The organism is Rhodonellum psychrophilum GCM71 = DSM 17998, from assembly GCF_000381545.1.
GTDB lineage: Bacteria > Bacteroidota > Bacteroidia > Cytophagales > Cyclobacteriaceae > Rhodonellum > Rhodonellum psychrophilum.
In genome coordinates this window covers 553,844-577,339 of the sequence record NZ_KB906673.1, presented here as the reverse complement: position 1 = coordinate 577,339, position 23,496 = coordinate 553,844, and the positions used below count along the sequence as shown (strand labels likewise).

Below are 23,496 nucleotides of genomic sequence, written 5' to 3'. Positions count from 1 at the left end.
CCATGAGTAATGAATCATTCCGTGAACCTTTCGGAACTGCTTTGACCAGCAAGCCCCTTCATCTATTTTTGCATTCATGTGGATATTCCGAGAAACTAGACTTAATTTTGCACCATGAATTATTTGTCGGTCGAAAATCTAAGTAAATCCTTCGGGGAGCGTAAACTTTTTCAAAACATTTCCTTTGGCATTGACCAAGGGCAAAAAATTGCTTTGGTGGGAATCAATGGTGCGGGAAAATCTACTCTGATGAAAATCATCATGGGAATAGAGGTTCCGGATACGGGCCAAGTAGCAATCAATCAGCAAGTCAAAATCGCATATGTACACCAAAACCCTGTGTTTACCGGGGAATTGAGTATCTACAAGACAATTTTTGATGGAAGCACCAATGAGACCATGCAGGTCATTGAGGACTACCACAAAGCAATGCTGGACTCCCAGGATGGAAGGGACAACAACGACCTCCTTCAGGATATTTTTGAGAAAATGGATAGGCTTCAGGCTTGGGATTTTGAATACCAAGTGAATGAAGTGATGGGCAAATTAGGCCTCCATGACACATCCATGCCCGTAGGCAACCTCAGTGGTGGACAGCGAAAAAGAGTAGCCTTGGCCAAAGCAATCCTGGAAAAACCCGATTTGCTTTTGCTGGATGAACCCACCAATCATCTGGATCTTGAAACCATCGAATGGCTGGAAGAGTATCTTTCCAAAGCGAACCTTTCCCTTTTCATGGTTACCCACGATAGGTATTTTCTGGAGAAAGTCACCAATGAAATCCTGGAACTGGACAATGGACAGATTTTTAGGTATCAAGGAAACTACGGCTATTTCTTGGAGAAAAAAGAAGAGAGAAGAGGCAATGAATTGACAGAATTGGACAGAGCCAAGAGCCTTTATAAAAAAGAACTTGACTGGATCAGAAGGCAACCAAAAGCCCGTAGCACCAAAGCCAAGTACAGGGTGGATGCCTTTGAAGACACAAAGGAGAAAGCATTTTCCAAAAGAGAGGAACGCGACATTCAGCTGACCGTCACTTCACAGCGCTTGGGAAACAAGATCATCGAAATAGAAAAACTCAACAAGTCTTTTGACGACAAGCCCATCCTTAAGGATTTTTCCTATACGTTCAAAAAGGGAGATAAAATCGGGATTGTAGGCCCAAATGGTGCCGGAAAAACAACGTTTTTGAACATGATCACAGGCCAACTGAAACCTGATTCGGGGACAGTGGCCATTGGGCAGACCACTGCTTTTGGCTATTACCGACAGGAAGAAGATTCCTTCGACGAAAGCAAAAGGATTATCGATGTGGTCAAGGAAGTCGCGGAAGTGGTCACCGTTGCGGGCGGAAGCACGATCACGATCGCACAATTCCTGAACAAATTCGGTTTCCCACCCAAACAACAACATACCCCTGTTTCCAAATTAAGCGGTGGTGAGCGAAGAAGGCTTCAGTTGCTGATGGTGCTGATCAAAAGCCCCAACTTCCTTATTCTCGATGAGCCAACCAATGATCTGGACATCATGACACTCAATACACTGGAGGAGTTTTTGGATGATTTCCCGGGATGTCTGATCATCGTATCGCATGATCGGTATTTCATGGATCGCTTGGTGGAGCACCTTTTCGTTTTTGAAGGAGAAGGAGTAATCAAGGATTTCCCTGGCAACTATACCGATTTCAGGGAATGGGAAAAAGAACAGAAGGCCTTGGATAAGGACAAAAAACCTGAGAAAGAATCCAAGCCAACAGTGGTTGCAGAACAGGCGCCGAGTAAAACCAAAGCCACTTTTAAGCAAAAGAAGGAATTTGAGGAAATCGGTCAGCAAATTGAAAAACTTGGCGCTGAAAAAGAGACTTTGGTAGAAAAAATGAATTCGGGGATCGATGACCACCAAAAAATTCAGGAATGGTCTTCCCGAATCAAAGAAATAGATTCTACCACAGGAGAATTGGAATTGCGCTGGTTAGAGTTGAGTGAGATGGAAGGGATTGATTGAGTGTTGAATTTCTTGAATTGAATTCCAAAAAAACCAACTGAAATCTTCAAAAGGGAGCGTTTAGATCGCTCCCTTTAAAAACGCTTCCCTCACGTCGGGGTCATTTTTCTCTATTGCATACCTCAACATCGTGCGCGGCATGATTTTGTAATGTTTTTTCAGAAATGCGAATGCAATATCCATATCCCTGTTCCCGACTTCCCTGATCATCCAGCCGATAACTTTGTGGATGAGGTCATGGGAATCTCGGAGAAGGATTTCGGCAATTTTAAAAGTGTCCTCAAAATCCATTTTCCTAATGAAATACAAGGTGCTGATCATCGCCATTCGTTTTTCCCAGAGGGTTCCTGTTGTCGCAAAATCAAACAACAGGCTTCGGTTTTTGTCAAAAAGCCATTCACCCAATATTTTTGGTGCGGAACTGTCTACCAGATCCCAACTGTTGACGCCTGACCTGTGTTTCAGGTAGAATTCCATCCAGTCCTGCTTCTCTGTATCGCTTTTTGCTTTTTCGAATTTTTTCACCAGCACAAACAATGCTGTCAATCGTGCTTCATGGTAAGGGGAATGGAGGAGTTGGCTCAGGGCTTCCTTGCTGATTTCCTTCCAGTATTTGGTGGCGATTTTTCGCTGATGGGGTACTGTGACACCCATAAAAAGATCCCCTTCTCCATATTGGCCAGGGCCCACTTTGAAGAATTTAGGCAAAAACTCGGCTTTTTTTGGGTCGGCCAATGCTTGAAGATCCAAAAGAATTTGTTCCGTGAGGTGGTTTTCATTCATGGAAATTAAGTTAGGCGGTTGATGCTGATTTTTTTAACCCGTTTTATGCAATGCCAATTCCATTCTAGACTTAAATTACGAAATTATCAGTCTTTGTCTACGGCTTTAGACTTCACCATGCCGGTATTCGTCTTTTTTCCAAACAGTGGGATTTTCTTGCAATTCCCCCTCATTTGGAAACTTAATGCATATTTCGGGTTTGTTCAAAAAAGGAAAAGCCCATAAAAAGCATCAAACTTTTAATGGGCTTTTCCCGAATAGAGGACGTTTGCTCTTAAAAATCCATATCTTCTCCCATTCCATCCCTATCCCCTTCTTTTTTGCTTTTGTCCCTGAATCCACCAAAGCGATAGGTAAAGGCGATCGTTCCGATCCTGGTTTCACGGTCAAAAGCCCTATCAGAGATAAATCTGGCATCCTGCGTTTTGATTTTGAAAACTTGGGTGTTGAAAATATCGCTCACGTTTAGGCTTATCGTTCCTCTTTTTGCCATGACATCTTTCCTCAAACCGATATTCAACCCCCACAGCGGTTCAATTTCACCTTGTGGAAGCACAATGGGTCCACGGTAATTGCCCTGCAGCTGAACGCTAAAAAGATTGGGTATCGCCATGCTTGTCAAAAGATTCACCGTCCAGCTGAAATTGGAATTGTTGAAACCTTCTCCAAGATTGTCTCCGAAGATTTCAGAATAAAAGAAATTCCCAGTCAAGGCGATATCAAACCAATCTGTCACCCCGATTTGATTCACCAATTCAAGACCAGTGCTTTTCCTGACATTTGCATTTTCCCTACTCTGCACGGTAATATTATTGTCTAGCAAGGTAGTGATCCTGGTTTGGACATTGGTGGAATACCGGTGGTACACCGTGGCGTTCAGCAGGTATTTGCTCCAGCCTTTCATATAGCCCATTTCGTAGCTGTCTGTGTACTCCGGTTGCAGATAAGGATTCCCGATGGAAAAATTAAGTTGATCCCGAAGATTGTAGATTGGTGACAAGGACCAGATTCCCGGCCTGGAGATCCTCCTGCTGTAATTCAGGGAAATTTCCTCCTCTTGACCTAAGTTATACGTGGTGTACACACTGGGAAATATATTGAAGTAATTGTTTACAATTTTTTCACCACTACTGGCCAATTCCCCCAGAGTTTCTGTGTATTCGGCCCTCAATCCTGCCTGATAGCCAAATTTGTTGATTTTGCTTCTAAAGATAAAATAAGAAGCATACACATCCTCATGGAACGAGTAGGTGTCATTCAAGGAGTCAATTGGAGTAGGAGAGAAATTGGTGTTTTGATCACCTTGGGCAAATACCTGTGACCTGTCCCAGGAACCGAAAGTCCCCTTCAATCCCGCCTCAATCTTGCTATTCTCGCCCAATGGTTTTTCATAATCCAATTGAAATAGGGAAAAAGTACTTTCCCTTGGACTCTCTTCCATTTGTGTCAATCCATTTGCTGGGACAAACTCATTCTCGGAATTGAAAAAGGACTGTGAAGTGTTCTGTATTTGATCCCTTTGGTCATAGGCGTAGGAAAATGAAGTATACAACCGCTGTCCGAGTGAATCCAGGTTCCAAGTCAGATTGACACCGGATTCAAAATTGTTGCTATTGCTTCTTTCTGATCTATCCCTTACAAAAAGGCTGTCTATTTGATTGCGAACATTAAAATTTCTTTGATTGGTGGATTCATTTTCGGTCTCTTGGTTGAGATTTGCCTGCGCATAAAAGCCAAAAACCAAATTGTCATTGATGTTGTAATCCAATCCCCCTCGGATGAGGGAAGTTTTTCTTCTCTCCAATTCATCATCTTCCTGCTCCAGGAATCTCGAAAACCCAGGGACAAAATTTTCCCTCAAACTCTCTCCCAGTCTAAATCTCCTTCGGTCCTGAAAATTATAGGAGGCATAATAATTGACTTTTTCGGTTGCATAGTTCAGGTTCAGCCCTGCTTGATATTTATCCCTGGTTCCAACCGAGGCATTCACCTGACCATTGAATCCAAGGTTCTGATTCTTTTTGAGGATGATATTGATAATGCCACCTACTCCTGCGGCATCATATCTTGAGGAAGGATTGGTGATCAATTCCACAGATTTGATGCTATTTGCTGGGAATTGGGAAAGGATATTCTCTGATTCACTTGATGAAAGGTTGGAGGGCCGGCCATTGATGTAGATCATCACTTCCCCACTTCCCCGCATTGAAATCCCGCCCTGCTCATCGATTTGGATGGAGGGCAAGGTCCCCAAAAGCTCGGCTGCTGTTGCTCCTTCTGCCACGATGCTGTTTTCGACATTATAGATCCTTTTGTCCACGTCGCTTTCGAAAATCGATGAAACGCCTTCTACAACCACCTCTTGTAGGTTCGTTGCATCTGTGCGCAGTCTGATGTTACCCAGATTCACCAATTCTTTATCTCCAGCCAGTGAAATAATTTTAAAACTGCTTTCGTAACCTATAAAGCCAACCCTGAGCAGGTATTCTCCCGGCTCGGTACTGAAGGAGAATGTCCCATCCAAATCACTCATGGCTCCGGTCACCAAGGAAGAATCCCCTGGAACCAAAAGAGCAATATTGGCAAATTCCATCACTTGGGAGTTTTCTGCATCTACGACTTTCCCCTTCAGCGTGATCGTTTGGGAATACCCCTCTGAGGTTGCCGAATATAGAAAAACAAAAAATAAACAAGACAAAACGATTTTCATAGTAAGATTTTTAAGGAAAATATGTGTTGGTCGGGCCCAAACAAAACTGCACTTGAATTAACTTTTTCAATTAAATAATGTTGAAATAGAAGCACTTCGGATTTTAAATGCTTTTAAAAGGGTTTTTTTCAATTTATAAAGTGATCCTGTTCCGTTTGTTATGATTTCAGTATAAAAAGACCCAATTAAATAACGAACTGAAAGTCATAAAGTTCGTGAATTGCGTGTAGATACATGAATAGAGTTGACACCCTTTAAGTCTTTCAATATCTGAGATAAGCGGTAGTGCATGTCAAAATTCCTGAGAGATTGAATACCTTAGTGGTTGGTAATAAAATATTGTTTTGATAATAAAGAAATGAACGATTGTATTGTTTGGAAGAAAAGGTTTGGCATGATTGTATTCTTGTGCTTTTTGGTTTTTTCAAAAGAAATTTCAGCCAATCCCCAAAAAGATTCATTGGAGACGTTGTTCCAAAGTGAAATGATCCCTTCAAAAAAAATGCAGTTGCTCAAGCAAATACTGCCACTCATCTATAAGGAGAAGCAAAGTGATGCTTTGCCATCCTATTATTTGCAGGCAATCAAATTGGCAGAAGAAACCAAAGACTTTGATGCCGCTGCAAATTGGTCGATAGCGCTCTATCAATTTTATAATGATGAAACATCCGACCAAGACAATGCCCTCCAGGTAATGCAAAATGCAAGGCAGTTTGTGGAAAAGGTGACTGAATCCAGGGTAAGAGGGAATGTGTTTTTGAAACTTGGTGCCGCCCATTATGTTAAAGGGGCATTTGATTCAGCCATTTGGGCTTACACCAATTCCATATCTCATTTTTCAAAGGCTGATTCGATCTATGTCGCTGATGCGTTGTTCTTTAGGGGACAAGCCAAGGACTATCTAGGGAAAATGCTGAATGCCATGAAAGACTACCAATTGGCATCCACTTATTATGAAAATCTTGGAGATCTCGACTATGTGAATCATGTCCAAAACGGCATGTCAATTTTATTCAGCAAATACGAAATATTCGACGAAGCCGAGAAAATCAGACTCAATCTGATCGATCTATATGCGAAATCAGGAGACTTCAATGAATGGGCGGTGGTGATGTACAACCAATCGAACGATTATAGAAAACAGGGAAGGTTCGTGGAGCAACATGATTTATTGAACAAAATCATGAAACGCTTGCCCCAAGAGGGATTTGACCCCTACTTGGAAGTGTTGATCAACCTCTCCATGTCCAACTATTACGGGACTGAAAATGATCTGGAAAAACAGCAGCTCTTTTTTTCTACGGCAGAAAAGCTGATCAAAGAAAAACAAGTTGAGGAAAATTTCATCAATCCCAGTTTCGCAAAATCTCATGCACTTTTGGAAAAAACCAAAGGAAACCTCCAAAAAGCAATCACCCTCGCGAGGTCATTTAAAACAAAAGCGATGGAATCCAACAATATGGATCTTATCTTGGAAGCGCATCAACTGGAAGCTGATCTTTTGGAAAAGGTGGGAGACAATGGAGGTTCTCTCTTGGCTTTAAAATATTATCAAAATTACAAGGATTCAATTTTTGGGATAAACAAAGCCAACACCTTTGCGTATTATCAAACCTTGTATGAGACCGAGAAAAAGGAAAGGGAAATTCTCAAAAAAAATCAGGAAATCGAAAAAATACAAGCTGATACCAGTAGGAAAATTACTTTGATCATCTATTCGACTACTGCCTTCTTGGCAATTATCATTCTACTGTTTCTTTGGAAAAACCTCAGAACGGCAAAAAAAGAAAGAAGCATTCAGGAGCGTTTTTCCAGGGAATTGATCAGCAGCCAAGAGAATGAAAGACGCAGGATTTCCAAGGATTTGCACGACGGCTTGGGTCAAAGTCTTTTATTGATCAAAAACAGAGTTGCCATGAGTCCAGATACTTCCTCCGCGAGCCTTTTGGATCAAGCCATTGAAGAGCTTAGGGGGATTTCCAGATCACTGCACCCCTTTCAACTGTACGAGCTGGGCATCACCGGCGCCATCCAGAATATCCTTGATAAGATTGACCGTGAAATGGATATTTTTATCGCTTCAGAACTGGAAAATATTGATGATTTCTTTTCGAAAGAAGATCAAGTCCATATTTATAGAATCGTGCAGGAAACCTTTACCAACATATTAAAGCATTCAGAGGCTAGCGCTGCCAATGTGACCATCCAGCGAGAGGAGAAAAAGGCTGTGATCACGATCAAAGACAATGGGATTGGTTTTGATTTCTCCGAAAAATACAATGATTTCAACAGTTTGGGGCTTAAAACCCTCAAAGAAAGAACCGCTGCGCTCAAAGGGACCATGAAAGTGGATTCAGAAAAAGGTGCCGGAACCATATTTTCCTTTATATTTTCTAATTGAAATGGATCAAACCATCATAATCGCCGATGATCATCCTCTTTTGCTGAAAGGTTTGAAGGAGTTTTTGAATGAAAATGGAATGAATATCATTGGAGAAGCCCCAAACGGGGTCCAAGCGATGCATCTCATCGAAACCTTAAAACCAGACTTGGCCATCCTAGACCTTGAAATGCCAGGAATGACCGGCTTGGAAATCGCCAAACATTGTCAAAGCAAAAAATTGGACACGAGTATTATCCTTTTGACACTCCACAAGGAAGTTTATATCTTCCATGAAGCAAAAAACCTGAATATTTCAGGGTATCTGCTAAAGGAATTTGCGACAGAAGAATTGTTGAATTGCATACAAAAAGTCCTCTCGGGACAATCCTATTTCAGCAAAAAGCTTCTGATGAATGATGCCGAAGATCGGAATAGTTTGACTGGAAACTTGACACCTTCGGAAATCAAGATTTTAAGATTGATTGCACTGGGATCCTCCACCAAAGAAATTGCAGAAAAACTCTTCATTGCGGAAAGAACAGTGGACAAGCACAGAAGCAATATTATCAACAAATTGCAATTGGATAAAAAGCACAATGCTCTTCTTATATGGGCGCAAAAAAACAAGAAAATAATTTTTTGAAATACATATTATTGGTATAAAAAATCAATAAAATAGGTGTAAATACGTATGGCGCATAAATTTTCATCTGTGTACATTTGAAGAGTACAAAACATAAATGGAAATGGATATCACGTGTACTTTTGGTGCTTACAAAATTATCCAAACTATAAAAAACAAGGATGAACTTTTGATTTTGTCCGAATGGGGAAGCTTGAATCGCCTGTTCGAAAGCAGTAGGATATTTTTGATCAATAAGAAGAGAGCCCTCTTTGGCGTTTATCTTTGCAAACAGGAATGTGCTCAAAAAATAATTGATTTGATGGAAAACATTGACTACAAGGATTGGGATCAACTCAAACCGGACTCAAGACATTTTTCGGGAAGTTTTATTGCATAAGGGTGATTTAACTTAAAAGGCGGATTAATAATCCGCCATTTTTTTTATGGTGTGTTGAATCAAATGTTCTACGATATCATCAGCATCTTTGGCAAATTCATGGGTGATCCTATTGGCCACAATGGCATTCAAACTCAGAACTTCATGTCCCAATAATCTTCCCATTGCATAATATCCTGCAGTTTCCATTTCAAAATTGGTCAACTTGAAGCCTTCAACATCCAAACTTCCCAATTTTTCAATGATATCTGGAATAGCTGGTTTTGCCCTGACTTCCCTTCCCTGGGGGCCAAAGAATCCCGGACAGGTCACAGTATTTCCAATCAACAACCCTTCTCCCAAAACCTTGAGCAGTTTTTGGGATCCTTGCACGCAATAGGGGCGAAAAGGTAGACCGAGAAGCTTTTGGATGGCCTCGCCCAAATTTATCTCCGATTGGCTGTAGGTCGTCTGGTAAAAAGTCATCAACGTGTCCAAACCAATTCCATAGGCTGAAGCCAAAAGACTTCCCGTGGGGATTTCCCTGCGCATGCTGCCCGAAGTCCCTACCCTAATGATATTCAATGCCGTATGTTTTGTTTTAGGAAATCGTGTTTCGAAATCAACATTGACCAAGGCGTCCAGTTCGGTCATAAAAATCTCGATATTGTCCGTTCCCATACCGGTACTCATCACCGTCATTCGTTTGCCCTGGAACCTCCCCGTATGGGTGACGAATTCCCTTTTGGACATCGTAAATTCGATTTCATCAAAATATTGGGAAACTTTCCCTACCCTATCGGGGTCACCTACGGTGATAATAGTTGAAGCCAGATGCTCTGGCTTCAAGTTTAGGTGGTAAATACTGCCGTCGGGATTGATGATCAATTCGGATTCTGGAATTCTATTGCTCATGTTGGATCGCTTTGGGTTTGCCTGTATCGGCTTTTCGGAAGACTCCACTGTAGGGATTGTAGCCGTTTGTATTTTTTTGATAATAACCAGTGCCGTCGTAAGGGCGTTTTTCTGGATTTTCTTTGCATTCGGGCGAACATGCGCCTTCGAGTTCCCAGCCACATTTCTCGCAAATGGGGACGTGGATATTGCAGGTGGAATTGGCACAGTTGACCATTCGATCTGAGATATCCCCGCAAACATGGCAGGTGGAAATCACTGTAGGATTGACTTTATTGACGTCTACGGCCAAGCGGTTATCGAAAACGTAACATTTGCCTTCAAAATCCTCTCCATCCGCCTCCATACCGTATTTGATAATTCCACCATGGAGTTGATAAACATCTTGAAATCCCTGTTCCAGTAAGAAAGCCGACGCTTTTTCACATTTTATACCTCCAGTGCAATACGTTAGAATTTTTTTGTTTTTGAGGTGATCCAGGGCCTTTATTTTTTCGGGGAATTCCCTGAAATTATCCATGTCCAAAGTGATGGCATTTTTGAACTTACCGAGCTCATGCTCATAGTTGGACCGTACATCAAGGATGACGACATCATCATCATCTTTGAGCGCCTTAAAGTCTGCGGGCTCCAAGTGCTTGCCTGTTTTGACATTGGGGTCGAGATGCCTGAGGCTGCTGTGCACGATTTCAGGTTTCTCCCTGACATGGATTTTTGCAAATGCATGCTTGTCGTAAAAATCGATCTTGAATTCCGTTTTGGAGAATCTGGGATCGGCATGAATATAGGCCATGTATTTTTCACAGTCTTCAATCAGCCCAGAAACAGTGCCATTCAGCCCCTCTGGGGAAATGATAATCCTGCCGCGAATATTGTTTTCAACACAGAAGACATGGTGTTCTTCTCGGTATGCCTCGGGATCTATGATCTCGGCATAGCAATAATAGAGTAATATGTTGTAGTTTTTATTTTCCATAACGAGAGCCCTGTTTCAGACAGGGTGTTTTGGTTGAATATGATCCTGCCTGTTGGCGGCAGCGGATATTTATGGTTTACTTTTTGATCGCAACCGCCGGATTACCGAACACGGTTTCATTGGCTTTCACACTCGAAATGACTACAGAGCCTGCACCTACTCTTGCATTTTTGCCGATAGTAACACCTGAAACCAGAATCACACCGGATCCGATAAATGCATCCTCTTCCACAATGACGTTGGAATTGACGATAGCCCCCGCTCCGATTTGGACGAAATCACCCAAGGTTGCGCCGTGATCTATGATTGCTCCTGAATTGATGATACAATGGCTTCCAACTTTGGTCCCTGCTCCGATATTTACTTTGGCATTGATGAAATTACCATGTCCGATTTCGGCATCCGTGGACACGTACGCGGTTTCATGGATCGCATTGATGGGCTGCACTTTTCGTTTTTCGTTCAGCATTTTTACCAAAAACTGTCTGTATTTGTTGTCGTCCACCGCAATAAAAGCTTCACACTTTTTCCCGATCAATTTCAAAAAACCATCATCCTCAGTATGACCCAATATCGGGACCACGTTGATTTCATGCCCATGCAATTTTTGATCTTCATCCAGAAATCCGAAAACAACCACTTTATTGCTATTGAATATCTCCAACGCTGAATGTGCGATGCCTTTGGCGCCTAAAATTATTACTGGTTTTTCCATGTTTTTACTCCTTATTGGACCGCAAAAGTACGGTTTCTTGGGGTTTTAAGCAAAAATCATTTTTTATCGGGTTTCAACAGGTTTTGTCCAATTTTGCAATCGAGACATTTTCTGGGTTTGCAATAATGGTTGTAAAGCCCAATCATTCCTTGAGCATCAAATGCATTCTGGGGTTTCCAGTTATGTCGCTGATACTTTCGGATAATGAAATTGTCCTCCGCAGCCACCTCCTGCAGTAGATCGAAGCACTTTTCCTGCCAAGAGCTGTCCTGAATATATTTCCCATAGGCGTACCAAAGCGGCACCATAAAGTTGATGGTCAGGAGTGACAGCACCGTTGGGCTAAGCTGCTTGGGCAATGCCCTACCCGTGGTCTTGCCCAATTGATGATGGTGTTGCCAATAGCCTGGCGTGGTGATGGAAAACAATTTTTTGAAACTTGAAAAATCCTGTTTATCGCCAATGATACTTGAAAACAAGCTCGGGTTTCGGGAAAGGATTTCGGCGAGCTGGGAAATTCGGATGCTTGGGAAATTGCTGGGCCTCACCCCCATCATTTTCCATTCTTGCTCACTCATTTTGTTTTTGAACAGATATTTTTTTTGATAAAATCCATATTCGCTTTTCAAAAACTCGCTATATGTATCCGCAGGTACCTCAGGAATCAAATCTGCCTGACCAAGAAGAATCGCTTGAAGGACTAAGGGTTGGTTGCCGTGTTTTTGAAGAATTTTGTAAGGGACACTTTCTGCAAGTCTCAGCATTGCTCCGCTGTTCGTTTTGAAACCAAAACACTGAAAAAGCCATCGATAAGCGGTTTCCTCCCAATCATGATTGGTTTTGTTTAAGATTTCCAATATGCTCCCCGATTTTTCTTCGAGACGCTCCACCAATGCTTTTTCCAACATTGAAAATCGAATGATGGGTTTTATTTTTTCCAAGCCCTGCGAACAAAGAATTTCTTCCTGATTCGCAATCAGGAGTTCGTAATTCCTGACCACATCCAGGAATACCTTTCCCTTGAGCTCAAAGGTGGGGATAGAGGTTCCATCAGCCCTTTGGATAGGCTTGTCATCCTCCCAGACGACATGTAAGATGACACTGTTGTACCTTTGGTCAAGGTCATGATCGTGATTTTTCCAATCAGAGGACTTCCTGTGGACCTCCACATGCCCAAAATAATCCACCTCGAGCAAATGAACTTGGGCTTCCAAAAAATCCGGACCTTCATAAAAATTATGATAGCCAATTTTCTTGATTTGAAGGGCTTGATTGTCGGTGGTGTGCAGTTGGTTTTTATCGAAATATTGATATTTCCAGACCAATTGAAGAAAATTTTCATTAAAATCCATATCCAAAAATTCAGTTTAAAAATCAGAGAAAAGCAAAACAACAAACGATAACTTTAATCTAAGATAAAAATCCCAAATATAAAATACTGCCACACAATTAGTTGTCCGTCTTTGATTTATTTCTCCCCAAAAGTATTGGCCTTTATGAAAAATGGCCTTTTCAAAAAAACCAACTGACCCTGGAATGATTTTTCTAAATCATGCGAAGGTGATCTTTTGGTTTCCAAAAAATTGAATTCAATCGCCCTCCTATACATTTTGAATTATTTGCAATACTTGTCCAAAAGGATTTCCATTTCAGTTTGAAGCTTTTGGGCTTCTGTTTTGGCAGCTTTCCCGAAATCCTTATCCTTGCCGGCATAAATGATTCCCCGGGAGGAATTTACCAAAAGGCCACAATTGGAATTCATCCCAAATTTTGCTACTTCCTCCAAGCTACCGCCTTGAGCGCCTACACCCGGAACCAAAAAAAAGTGGTCAGGAACAAGCTTGCGAACTTCCGCGATCTTTTCTCCACGAGTCGCTCCGACGACATACATCATGTTGTCTGGAGTTCCCCATTTTTGGCTTTTTTCGATCACTTCCTGAAAGAATGGCTTTCCGTTTTTGGTTTCCAACATTTGAAAATCCTGACTGCCCTCATTTGAGGTTAGGGCCAACAAAATCACCCACTTGTCCTCGAATGCCAAAAAGGGTTTTACGCTATCAATTCCCATGTAAGGGGCAACAGTGACGGAGTCAAAATCCATCATTTCAAAAAATGCCTTGGCATAGAGTCCGGAGGTATTTCCTATATCACCTCTTTTGGCGTCAGCAATGGTGAAAACATCCTTTGGGATATATTCCAAAGTCTTGTGGAGGCTTTCCCATCCTTTAGGACCCAAGGCTTCGTAAAAAGCAGTATTCGGCTTGTATGCCACGGCCTGATCGATGGTATTGTCAATGATCTGCTTGTTGAATGCAAATATTGGATCTTTTTCCTTGAGGAGATGTTCTGGGATCTTGGTCAAATCCGTGTCCAATCCAACACAGAGAAAGGATGATTTTTGGGAGATTTTAGCAAAAAGGGCTTTCTTGTCCATTCTTTGGAAATTTTCACAATAATAAGGATTATTGGACTCCCTTTGCTTCCAAATCGTGAGAATTAACGCAGATCGATGATCTCGATTTTGCCATACTGCTTGGGATTGAAGTTGAAATAATCGTCGGCTAAATTCTCTTGGGTATTGACCGATTTGAAGCGGTATTTGAAAACACCACCTTGATCATCATAAATCTCCCAACCGGCAAGATCTTTTTTGGCTTTAACCACAAATAAGATCACTTTTTTGAACGGGGTCCCCGAATTAATTGCGGTAAGCTCTACTTCTTGGATGACATTTCCGTTCTCGGTTTTTTCTCCGATCAACCGATAATTGTATCCTTTTTTGTAAATGTTGTAAACACTGGACGGGGTGAGTTCATCTTCCGTTTCTCCGGCATAGTTGATCGTTACTTCTTTGTAATTTCCCGAAACAATGTAGGTCCAAATGGTTTTGCCATTGTTAAAGATTTCCTGCTCTGGTAATTTGAGTCTGTATTTATCCCCTTTCACCGCGATTTCCCCTGTTTGCGTTTGATTCACACCGTCGCCCGAATGGGAATAAGAGAATTCAAAATTTGCCTTCAGGCCCTTGAGGGACTGGTATTTTTCGCTAACCCCATCTAAAATTGCCTTGGCATTTGTGTCTTGTTGGGAGAATCCGTTGAAGAAAAAGCCTGTAACAAACAGTAGGGAGAACGCTATTTTTTTGAGCATGGTATTTTAATTTTTTAGATTGCTGCAATACAGCAATTACGATTATAAATTATTCAATAACCGTTCCAAACTGACTTCGTCTTGAATTAAAACCTCTCGGGCTTTACTTCCTTCAAATGAGCCGACAATTCCCGCTGCCTCCAGCTGATCAACAATCCTTCCTGCACGGTTGTAACCCAATTTCAATTTCCTTTGAATAAGTGAAGTACTCCCTTGTTGATGCAGGACAATCAGCCTCGCCGCATCGTCAAACAAGGGGTCGCGATCACTCAAATCGACACTGGACAAGCCTCCATCTCCTTCTTCTCCCACAAACTCTGGAAGTAGATAGGCATCACTGTATCCTTTTTGTTCTCCGATCCAATCACAGATGGCCTCCACCTCTGGGGTATCCAAAAATGCGCACTGCAGTCGAATGACTTCAGAACCTTGGGACAGCAACATGTCTCCCATGCCTATGAGTTGCTCCGCTCCTCCTGCATCCAAAATGGTTCGGCTATCGATCTTAGAGGTAACCCTGAAAGACAATCGTGCCGGGAAATTCGCCTTGATAATACCCGTGATGACATTCACCGAAGGTCTTTGGGTAGCCACCACGAGGTGGATCCCGATAGCCCTTGCCAATTGGGCCAACCGCGCAATTGGAGCTTCAATTTCTTTGCCGGCTGTCATCATCAAATCAGCCAACTCATCTATGACCAAAACAATATAGGGCATAAACCTGTGGTTTTTCTCTGGATTTAGCTTTCGGGCGACGAATTTGGCATTGTATTCTTTTATATTTCGGCAACCTGCATCTTTAAGCAAGTCGTACCGGTTGTCCATCTCAATACAGAGGGAGTTCAAGGTGTAAATCACCTTTTTGGTGTCTGTGATGATGGCCTCTTCGGCTCCGGGAAGCTTTGCTAGAAAATGCCGTTCAATTTTGTTGAATAGCGTCAGTTCGACTTTTTTGGGATCGACCAAGATAAACTTCAGTTGCGAAGGGTGCTTTTTGTAGATCAGCGATGCCAAGATCATGTTGAGTCCCACGGATTTTCCCTGACCGGTTGCTCCAGCCATCAAAAGGTGGGGCATTTTGGCCAGATCCATCACAAATACCTCATTCGAGATGGTTTTTCCCAGGGCTATGGGCAGATCCTTGTCACTTCGCAAAAACTTTTCCGTCCCGATCACGGATTTGGCAGGCACCAATTCCCTGTTTTTGTTGGGAACCTCAATACCGATGGTTCCTTTTCCCGGTATCGGGGCAATGATTCGAATCCCAAGTGCTGCAAGACTTAGCGCGATGTCATCCTCAAGATTTTTAATCTTGGAGATTTTCACCCCTGGATCCGGGACAATTTCATAAAGGGTTACAGTAGGGCCTATGGTGGCTTTGATTTCCTGGATACCAATTTTGAAATTGACCAGGGTCTCCACGATCTTGTTCTTGTTTTCCTCGAGCTCCTGACGTGAGACAGTGACCTTTTGCAAATCATAGTCATTCAAAAGGTCCAAAGTCGGATACTGATATTTGGGTAGCTCCAGAGTGGGATCATAGGGGTCAAGGTTTTCAACCTCTGTGACCGTTTTCTCTTCACCGGGAGCTTTGTTCACCGTAAACCTTTTCTCCTCTGCTGCCGAAGCCATCATAGGCTCCTCTTGGAGGTGATCGGTCCGCTCGATGTTAAAGGCTGGTTCTACTGTAAGCTTTTTGGTTTCCTTTGGCTCGCCCTTGATCGTCCAGGAACTGCCATCTTCGTCGAGAGCCAATTCCTCTTCTTCCAAATCTTCCAGGTCCTCAAGATCTGCTTCCATATTGGATTCCTCCAAATCAATTGCCGAGGCAATGGCAGGTTTTGATTTTTGGGGTTCTTTTTCATCAGCTTTTTGCGCCGTTCCGGACCAACTCAATTGGTCGATATTGAAGAAGAATACCACAAATATCAACAGGGAGCCTCCAATGACGATAAATGTTCCCCACCCAAGGAATTCGCTGGCGAGCAGACCCAATTCAAAGCCAAATCCACCACTGAGCTGGCTCAGCATGCTGGACCCCTCCACCAATTGAACAATATATCCGGTGAGCAAACCGATCCAGAAAGTAAAAAAAATAACAAATACACTATAGCGGGTAAGGGAAATCAGTGATTTTTTGATGGCCAATTTAACGCCAAGGAAAAAAAGAAAGGGCGGAAATAAAAAGGCAGCCAAACCAAACCATCTTCGGATAAACAAATCGGCACTTTGGGCACCAAAATATCCCAGCCAATTTCTGGCCTCACTTGCAGTGCTTCTGATACCCTCCTCCCCATTGGAAAGGATTACACTTTGGTCGGCTTTGCCGGAAAACAGATAACTGATGAAGGCGAATATCAAAAATACGCTCAAAGAAATAAAGAAGATTCCAAAAGCTAGCGGAATCCTCTTGTCCTTGATAAATCCAATGGAAAAGCGGCTTGGACCTTTTTCTTTTGGGTTGGATTTGGTTTCGGTTTTTTTCCTAAAAGTATTGGTTCTGGGTGTCGTTGACGCCATGATTTATTTTATGTCAATCTCAAATTAAAATGAAGATAAGCGAAATATACAGATTTCTGAAACATCAGTTTTTTAAATGTCGGACGATGCCTTTCTTGATTCGCTTGATCAGTCCAGGTCCTTCATAAATCATGCCTGAGTAAATCTGTATCAGCGATGCTCCCGCCTCCAGTTTATCTATGGCGTCCTCTGCCGAATAAATCCCGCCAACACCAATAATGGGGAACGCCTTATTGGATTTCTCTGATAGATAACGAATTACTTCCGTACTTCTTTTGGCCAATACTTTTCCACTGACTCCTCCGGCACCAAAAGCCGCAACTTTTGAAGGGGATGTTCTCAGCTGACTGCGGTCGATGGTGGTGTTGGTGGCGATGACACCATCAATTTTGGTCTCAAGGACGATCTCCACAATATCATCCAACTGCCCATTTGTTAGGTCTGGTGCGATTTTCAGAAGAATGGGTTTCGGTTTTCCTTTTTGGTCGTTTGCAGACTTCACCGCAGACAATAATTTTTTCAAAGGTTCTTTTTCCTGCAGATCACGGAGGTTTGGTGTGTTTGGTGAGCTCACGTTCACTACAAAATAATCCACATAAGGATGCAATTCCTCCAAGCAAATCAGGTAATCGTCCACGGCACTTTCGTTTGGTGTGACTTTGTTTTTGCCAATGTTGCCTCCGATCAAAACATCGGATTTTCTTTTTTTCAATCGTTCCACAGCTTCTTTGACCCCACCATTGTTGAAACCCATGCGATTGATCAAGGCCTCGTCCTCTGGCAATCGAAAAAGCCTGGGTTGGGGATTTCCCTCTTGGGCTACTGGTGTGAGCGTGCCGATTTCGATGAAGCCAAAACCCAACATGGCCATCTCATCGATCAGCTTCCCATCCTTGTCAAAACCAGCCGCCAATCCTACTGGGTTTTTGAATTTCAGACCAAAAACTTCCCTTTCCAAAACTGGGTTCTCATAAGCAAAAACCCCTTTGACCATCGATTTTAGCAATGGAAGGTTGAATGTCCTCTTGATCCAGGCAAAAGTAAAATGGTGGGCATCTTCTGGATTTTTGAGAAACAGGATTGGTTTGAGGATGGATTTGTACACGGGCAGGTGGAGGTTTCTGAATCGCTAAATTAAGGCTTTATATTGAAAAATGATTTCAAAAAAAGAGACAGGATTTTCAAAATGCTAGGTGCGATGGATATTTGAATTCTTCTAAACCCAAAAAAAACAAAGAAAAAGATGATTATTGATGGTGATTCCCTTGCGCATCCCTGCTCACAGGGTTAATTCTTGAAGTTTTCATGCATTTGACTTCCCCATAAGAAGAAGTCGAAAAAAATTAAAGAGCAATACTTTTCAAAAAGTTGAGAACCTTTTTTTTAATTTTTGTTTTACTTGTAAGAAATTAAAAGAACCCACATTCCATTACAATCATGAGCCAATCCTATCTCCCCTTTTTAAAAGCACTTTCCGAAAACAATCACAAAGAATGGATGGATGCCAATCGTGCTTGGTATTTGGAAGTCAGGGGAATGTTTTTGGAAGATGTCGGGGAAATGCTCAAAGCGATCACGGAGTGGGAACCGGGTCTTACTGGTTTTCAACCCAAGGATTGCATTTTTCGCCAAAACAGAGACATCCGCTTTTCGGCCAACAAACAGCCCTACAAAACCAATTTCGCGGCATATTTCGCAGTGGGCGGAAAAAAATCCGATGGGCCGGGTTATTATTTACATGTTCAACCCAACGGGACTTTTGCCGCTGGAGGGATTTGGATGCCACAAGGGGATGTGATCAAGAAAATCAGACAGGAGATCGATTACTCAGGTGGTCAGCTTCAAGAGATCATTCAAAACCCAGCTTTTCAGAAAAAATTTGGGGGGATCGAAGGCGAAAAGCTGAAAACCAGTCCCAAAGGCTATGATTCCGATCATCAATACATCGATCTTCTTCGGTTCAAAAGCTTTATTGCCTCTAGCCCAATTCCGGATAAAGATATTGCCTCAGGTGCATTCAAAAAGACTGCGGTGGAGTCCTTTCGACTCATGAAGCCCTTACAGGATTTTTTAACAAAGGCAGTGGAGGATGTGGAAAGTGGTGAAGGGATTCTGTAATCGGCCTTAGAATTGAAAGGTTTGCCAATGAATCCAGTTTCCTTTTGAGGAGGGGTTTTATTCTCCTGTTAAATATTTCTCGATCATCAGCGCCACGCCTTCCTCCTTATTGGAAGCTGATATCTCATTGGCTACGGCTTTGACTTCCTCACGGGCATTGGCCACAGCCACTCCCAACCCCACTTGTTGCAAGAGTTCGATATCGTTGTAATTGTCACCAAAGGCCATCACTTCCTCCATTCTGATGTCATATTTCTTTTCCAATAGCAATCCCAACGCACTTGCCTTGGAGATACTTTTGGGGGCGATTTCGATGTAGGTATCTTTGGAGCGGTAAAGGTGCAGATGGTCACCCATTTTTTCGAGTGCTTGGTGGTAAAAATGATCGATTTCGGCTGCGGACCCCATGCACATTACTTTGTGTGCACCTTTAGATTCAGATTTCCATTTGGAAAAAACTTTTTCAGCCGACTTGATCACGGGTTGAACTTTGGTATTTACCGCCTCTCTTTCCGCCCAGAAATCATACTGGGGCTCGTACCATTCTTCACCATGATACAGGCTGAAATGGATCTCAGTATTTTTCCCCAGCCAAGTCAGTTGCTCGCAAAGATCCAAATCTATGTCGACATTGTCCAATACCCTATCAGTATCGGCAAGATCATCGATGATATAGCCCCCATTGTAGGAAATCAATGGACTTCCTGATCTCCCCATGTCTGCCAATAAATGCCGCATCGCGGCTGGCATTCGGGAAGAAGCAAGGATAATGGGGAAATCCGATGGAAGCTTGGCAATCGCCCTGAGGAGTCGAGGGGAAAGGACCCGATCTTTGTTCAACAAGGTCCCGTCAATATCTGTACAGATGGCTTTAATGTTCATTCTCTAAAATTCGTTAGCACCAAAATTATTGAAAAATCCAAGAAATGTGCCAAATCCCACGAAAAACAAAACCATCATTGCAAATCCAAAACCCACCAAATACCAGATCAGTTTTGCTTTGGCCCAGTTTGACTTGTTTGGATTGTTTTCTTTGTCCACTGCCCAAACCACCAGCATGATCAACCCGATCAAAGGAATATTGCTGATCAGGATGGTCAGAAACCAGTCACCTGTATTGATTGGGGGATGCTTGAATTCTTGATTGAAGTCCATATTGTGTTTTGGTTAAAGGTTTATTCCAAAATATCCTGTACACGAAAAATGTATGAAGTCATGGCCACGTTTTGTTGGTTGAAAGGATCAGATTGGACGAACAAAATATTGATGGTGTCAAAATCTTCAATTTTTGAATAGCCCTTTGCGTAGATTTCCGCACACCTTCTGGCCGTATTTTCCTGATTGAACGCCAAGGCCTCACTTTTTCCGTTGAAAAGCCGAACTTCAATGAAATTCTCATTTTCACCATCGGCAGTTGTCTTGGAAATATTTACTTCGGCCCTTTCAAATGCGCCCAATTCGAGGATTTCGGGAGAAGGCATAATGCCGTCTCCCATCATTTTATTGAATCCCCAAAACATCCCCTTCATCACACTTTCCCCATCGCAGGAAAAAAACAAGAAAGTCAAACTGATAAACAAAAGAAGATGGGACTTTTTCATCATTGAATGGTTTGGGATAAATTTAAAAAGAAAAAGGACTTGATTTTATCAAGTCCTTTTTCTTTTTCTCTTTTTAAATTTCTAGTCTGAAATTGAAGCGCTTCAAATTTTCTTTTTCTTGGCCTTCGGCAATGCGGCAGTTTTTTCTTTCAGCCTCAAAATAAAATCACTTAACACATTCATATAGTTTATAAATGCTTCATAAGGGGTTTCGTATGGGCTAAAATAAGAGTGGATATCTCCATCAGAGAAAAACTTGGTACACATATAATAGAAATGATCCGAGGTTTGTAGATATTTCCAATCCCTTTGGATTTCCGCATCGTCAATCGCATTCACCTGATCCTCCAATTCATAGAGTTTTGCAAATGCCTCATCCTGGAGATCATTTCCCAACCATGCGGTAAGGTCTCTTTCTTCGTCTGCCCAGGAAATGGGAGTGGGAACGCTGATTTTACCAACCGTTCTGGCCCCCTTGAGGATTTCTGTAGGCGTGGAGAAGTTGAAATTGGTATGTTTGAAAACCGCATCGGGTAGACTGCGCATAAATTCAAAAATCCCCGTTTCAGCCCACTGATGTTCTCCGAAGGTTTCATAATCCATAAACAGGTTGAGCACTTCTTCTTCCTGTGGAATGGCGTTGATCCAATTCACAAACTTGTCTGTGGTAAGCGGATAATCTGCCCAAGTTCTATTTCCAAAACGGAATGCGATATCATCACTCAATTGAAAATTTTTCAACAGGACTTTAAGGTTGGGGTTTTTGGAGTTTTGATACACGTAATTTGGACTTTTCCATCCCAAAACGTGTTTTGCTCCTTCAGTCAAAATCCCATCATAACCCAATTCTGCCACCATTTCCCCAATGTTATCGGAGTAGATCAGTTCGGTATTTCTAAATACTTTTGGTTGATAGCCATGAAAAAGCCTCTTGATTTTTTCTTGGTGGCTTTTCACCATGTTATGGAATTCATTTTTACTTTTCAAAGAACAAAGGGCATGGCCATCTGTTTCATTCAAGAGCTCCACATGTCCGGTTGCAACGAGTCTTTGAAAACTTTCGAGCACTTCTGGTGCATAAGCTTCCAATTGGTCAAGGCAGGTCCCCGAAATGGAAAAACTCACTTTAAATGCTCCGTTGTATTTATGAATCATTTCCAACAAAAGGTTATTCATGGGGATGTAGCATTTTTGGGCTACTTTTCTCATGATGCTTCGGTTGCTATAATCATCCCAATAATGGTGGTCCTCTCCGATGTCAAAAAATCGATAGGGCTTAATTCTGAATGGCTGGTGTACCTGGAAATAAAAACAAATTGTTCTCATGGTTATTTCTTAACTGTATCCTGATAAATTTTGACAAGTTTGGCAGCAACATGCTCCCATTTAAGTTTTTTGAGTTCTTCACTACCCAATTCCTTGAACATCTTGGACATTCCATCATAATGTAGCAAGGCGAAGATGGCATCCGCCATGGCATCGATGTCCCAGAAATCAACTTTAATGGCATTCCTAAGAACTTCGGCAACTCCTGATTGTTTTGAAATGATTACTGGAGTATTGTGTCGGACTGCTTCCAAGGGGGAGATACCAAAGGGCTCGGAAACTGAGGGCATTACATACACATCACTGATGGCATACATTTCGTCCACGTCATTTCCCTTCAAGAATCCTGTAAAATGGAATTTGGTCCCAATACCCAATTCTGCAACCCTAACCACCATTTTGTTGAGCAAATCACCACTTCCAGCCATTACAAACCGGACGTTGGGATCCAATTGGATTACCTTTCGGGCAGCTTCCACAAAATATTCAGGTCCTTTTTGATAGGTGATCCTTCCCAAAAACGTAACAATTTTTTCCGGGACTTTTTTGGTCGCATCGGATTTGATGATACTGGCATCCAGCACTGCATTGTGCAGCACCGATATTTTATCCGGGTGAACTCCGTATTTATTGATAATGATGTTTTTGGTCAATTGACTCACCGCTACTACGTGGTCCGCAGCATGCATTCCCGCCCTTTCAATTTCATAAACCGGCTGGTTCACAGACTCTCCCGAACGGTCATATTCAGTGGCATGCACGTGTGCGACCAAAGGAGCTCCACTTATTTCTTTGGCAGCAATTCCTGCTGGGAAGGCAAGCCAATCATGCGCATGAATGACGTCGTGTTTCTTTTCTTTTGCGATCTGGCTGGCCACCAATGCATATCTGGAAACTTCCTTCATCAGGTCTTTCCCATATTTTCCACTGAATTCGAATTTGTTCGAAAAAACGCTTTCATCCACATCCATCCGGTCGTGGACGGTATAATCCGTGTATTTTTTGAATTCTTCGGGTCCTAGGTAGGGGACCAAAAAACTACTGACCTCTAGGTAGGTGAGGTTTTTCCAGATTTTTTTGAATCGATTTTCACGATAGTCAATGACCACATCACTTGCATTGACAAAATCTGCCAAAGGCTCTTCATCTCCCCAAAGTTTGGGAACCACAAAAATCACCTCCTGATTATGATGAGCCAAGCCTTTTACCAAACCATAACAGGCAGTGCCTAATCCCCCGGAAATATGGGGAGGAAATTCCCATCCAAACATCAAAACCTTCATAAAAATTT

20 protein-coding genes are annotated in these 23,496 nt (G+C 42.3%); 5 read left to right on the top strand and 15 right to left on the bottom strand.

Going from position 1 to position 23,496, the window contains the following annotated elements; all coding sequences use genetic code 11:
* The first annotated feature begins 114 nt into the window (after window positions 1–114).
* Window positions 115–2,007 (top strand): ABC-F family ATP-binding cassette domain-containing protein, encoded by a 1,893-nt coding sequence (locus F824_RS0102730; RefSeq protein WP_019596314.1) that lies wholly within the window; start codon window positions 115–117, stop codon window positions 2,005–2,007.
* Window positions 2,008–2,067: 60 nt separating this feature from the next.
* Here the strand turns inward: F824_RS0102730 and F824_RS0102725 are convergent, their stop codons facing one another.
* Window positions 2,068–2,790 carry a DNA alkylation repair protein gene (locus F824_RS0102725; protein ID WP_019596313.1) on the bottom strand — a complete coding sequence of 241 codons (723 nt, stop codon included), beginning with the start codon at window positions 2,788–2,790 and terminating at the stop codon, window positions 2,068–2,070.
* A gap of 274 nt (window positions 2,791–3,064) precedes the next feature.
* Window positions 3,065–5,500, bottom strand: a complete 2,436-nt coding sequence (locus tag F824_RS0102715; RefSeq protein ID WP_019596311.1) for an outer membrane beta-barrel family protein — start codon at window positions 5,498–5,500, stop codon at window positions 3,065–3,067.
* Between the two features lie 502 nt (window positions 5,501–6,002).
* On the opposite strand from F824_RS0102715, the gene F824_RS0102710 reads away from it, so the two are divergent.
* The 3 genes from F824_RS0102710 (at window position 6,003) to F824_RS0102700 (ending at window position 8,905) form a co-directional block, all read left to right on the top strand.
* Window positions 6,003–7,901, top strand: a complete 1,899-nt coding sequence (locus F824_RS0102710; RefSeq protein ID WP_236613198.1) for a sensor histidine kinase — start codon at window positions 6,003–6,005, stop codon at window positions 7,899–7,901.
* 1 nt (window position 7,902) lies between these two features.
* Complete coding sequence (locus tag F824_RS0102705) at window positions 7,903–8,526, top strand: response regulator (protein WP_019596309.1); 624 nt, start codon at window positions 7,903–7,905, stop codon at window positions 8,524–8,526.
* A 103-nt stretch (window positions 8,527–8,629) separates the two neighbouring features.
* The gene (locus F824_RS0102700) at window positions 8,630–8,905 is read left to right on the top strand and encodes a hypothetical protein (protein WP_033405051.1); all 276 of its coding nucleotides are present in this window, start codon (window positions 8,630–8,632) and stop codon (window positions 8,903–8,905) included.
* A gap of 24 nt (window positions 8,906–8,929) precedes the next feature.
* Here the strand turns inward: F824_RS0102700 and F824_RS0102695 are convergent, their stop codons facing one another.
* The 8 genes from F824_RS0102695 to F824_RS0102655 form a co-directional block, all read right to left on the bottom strand.
* A complete protein-coding gene (locus F824_RS0102695) occupies window positions 8,930–9,799 on the bottom strand; it encodes a nucleoside phosphorylase (protein ID WP_019596307.1) in 870 nt (289 codons plus the stop codon).
* The gene (trhO, locus tag F824_RS0102690; protein WP_019596306.1) at window positions 9,789–10,775 is read right to left on the bottom strand and encodes an oxygen-dependent tRNA uridine(34) hydroxylase TrhO; all 987 of its coding nucleotides are present in this window, start codon (window positions 10,773–10,775) and stop codon (window positions 9,789–9,791) included. Before trhO ends, F824_RS0102695 begins: the two co-directional genes overlap by 11 nt.
* A 76-nt stretch (window positions 10,776–10,851) precedes the next feature.
* On the bottom strand, window positions 10,852–11,490 hold the full coding sequence (locus F824_RS0102685) for an acetyltransferase (RefSeq protein ID WP_019596305.1): 639 nt from the start codon (window positions 11,488–11,490) through the stop codon (window positions 10,852–10,854).
* 56 nt (window positions 11,491–11,546) lie between these two features.
* Entirely contained in the window at window positions 11,547–12,842 is a 1,296-nt protein-coding gene (locus F824_RS0102680; protein ID WP_019596304.1) for a DUF2851 family protein, read from the bottom strand.
* 263 nt (window positions 12,843–13,105) lie between these two features.
* Entirely contained in the window at window positions 13,106–13,924 is an 819-nt protein-coding gene (pyrF, locus tag F824_RS0102670; RefSeq protein ID WP_019596302.1) for an orotidine-5'-phosphate decarboxylase, read from the bottom strand.
* 62 nt (window positions 13,925–13,986) lie between these two features.
* Window positions 13,987–14,640 (bottom strand): LolA family protein, encoded by a 654-nt coding sequence (locus tag F824_RS0102665; RefSeq protein ID WP_019596301.1) that lies wholly within the window; start codon window positions 14,638–14,640, stop codon window positions 13,987–13,989.
* 42 nt (window positions 14,641–14,682) lie between these two features.
* Window positions 14,683–17,160 (bottom strand): FtsK/SpoIIIE family DNA translocase, encoded by a 2,478-nt coding sequence (locus F824_RS0102660; RefSeq protein WP_019596300.1) that lies wholly within the window; start codon window positions 17,158–17,160, stop codon window positions 14,683–14,685.
* Between the two features lie 64 nt (window positions 17,161–17,224).
* Window positions 17,225–18,265, bottom strand: coding sequence for a quinone-dependent dihydroorotate dehydrogenase (locus F824_RS0102655; protein ID WP_019596299.1), 1,041 nt, complete (start codon window positions 18,263–18,265; stop codon window positions 17,225–17,227).
* Between the two features lie 332 nt (window positions 18,266–18,597).
* Between F824_RS0102655 and F824_RS0102650 the strand changes: the two genes are divergently transcribed.
* Entirely contained in the window at window positions 18,598–19,278 is a 681-nt protein-coding gene (locus F824_RS0102650; protein WP_019596298.1) for a DUF2461 domain-containing protein, read from the top strand.
* A 57-nt stretch (window positions 19,279–19,335) separates the two neighbouring features.
* Here the strand turns inward: F824_RS0102650 and F824_RS0102645 are convergent, their stop codons facing one another.
* The 5 genes from F824_RS0102645 to F824_RS0102625 all read right to left on the bottom strand — a co-directional run bounded on the left by F824_RS0102645 (window position 19,336) and on the right by F824_RS0102625 (window position 23,488).
* Window positions 19,336–20,160, bottom strand: a complete 825-nt coding sequence (locus tag F824_RS0102645; RefSeq protein ID WP_019596297.1) for a Cof-type HAD-IIB family hydrolase — start codon at window positions 20,158–20,160, stop codon at window positions 19,336–19,338.
* 3 nt (window positions 20,161–20,163) lie between these two features.
* A complete protein-coding gene (locus F824_RS0102640; protein ID WP_019596296.1) occupies window positions 20,164–20,433 on the bottom strand; it encodes a hypothetical protein in 270 nt (89 codons plus the stop codon).
* Window positions 20,434–20,453: 20 nt separating this feature from the next.
* Entirely contained in the window at window positions 20,454–20,882 is a 429-nt protein-coding gene (locus tag F824_RS0102635; protein ID WP_019596295.1) for a hypothetical protein, read from the bottom strand.
* A gap of 99 nt (window positions 20,883–20,981) precedes the next feature.
* Complete coding sequence (locus F824_RS0102630) at window positions 20,982–22,205, bottom strand: glycoside hydrolase family 57 protein (RefSeq protein WP_019596294.1); 1,224 nt, start codon at window positions 22,203–22,205, stop codon at window positions 20,982–20,984.
* A gap of 2 nt (window positions 22,206–22,207) precedes the next feature.
* On the bottom strand, window positions 22,208–23,488 hold the full coding sequence (locus F824_RS0102625) for a glycosyltransferase family 4 protein (RefSeq protein ID WP_019596293.1): 1,281 nt from the start codon (window positions 23,486–23,488) through the stop codon (window positions 22,208–22,210).
* Between the last annotated feature and the right edge of the window lie 8 nt (window positions 23,489–23,496).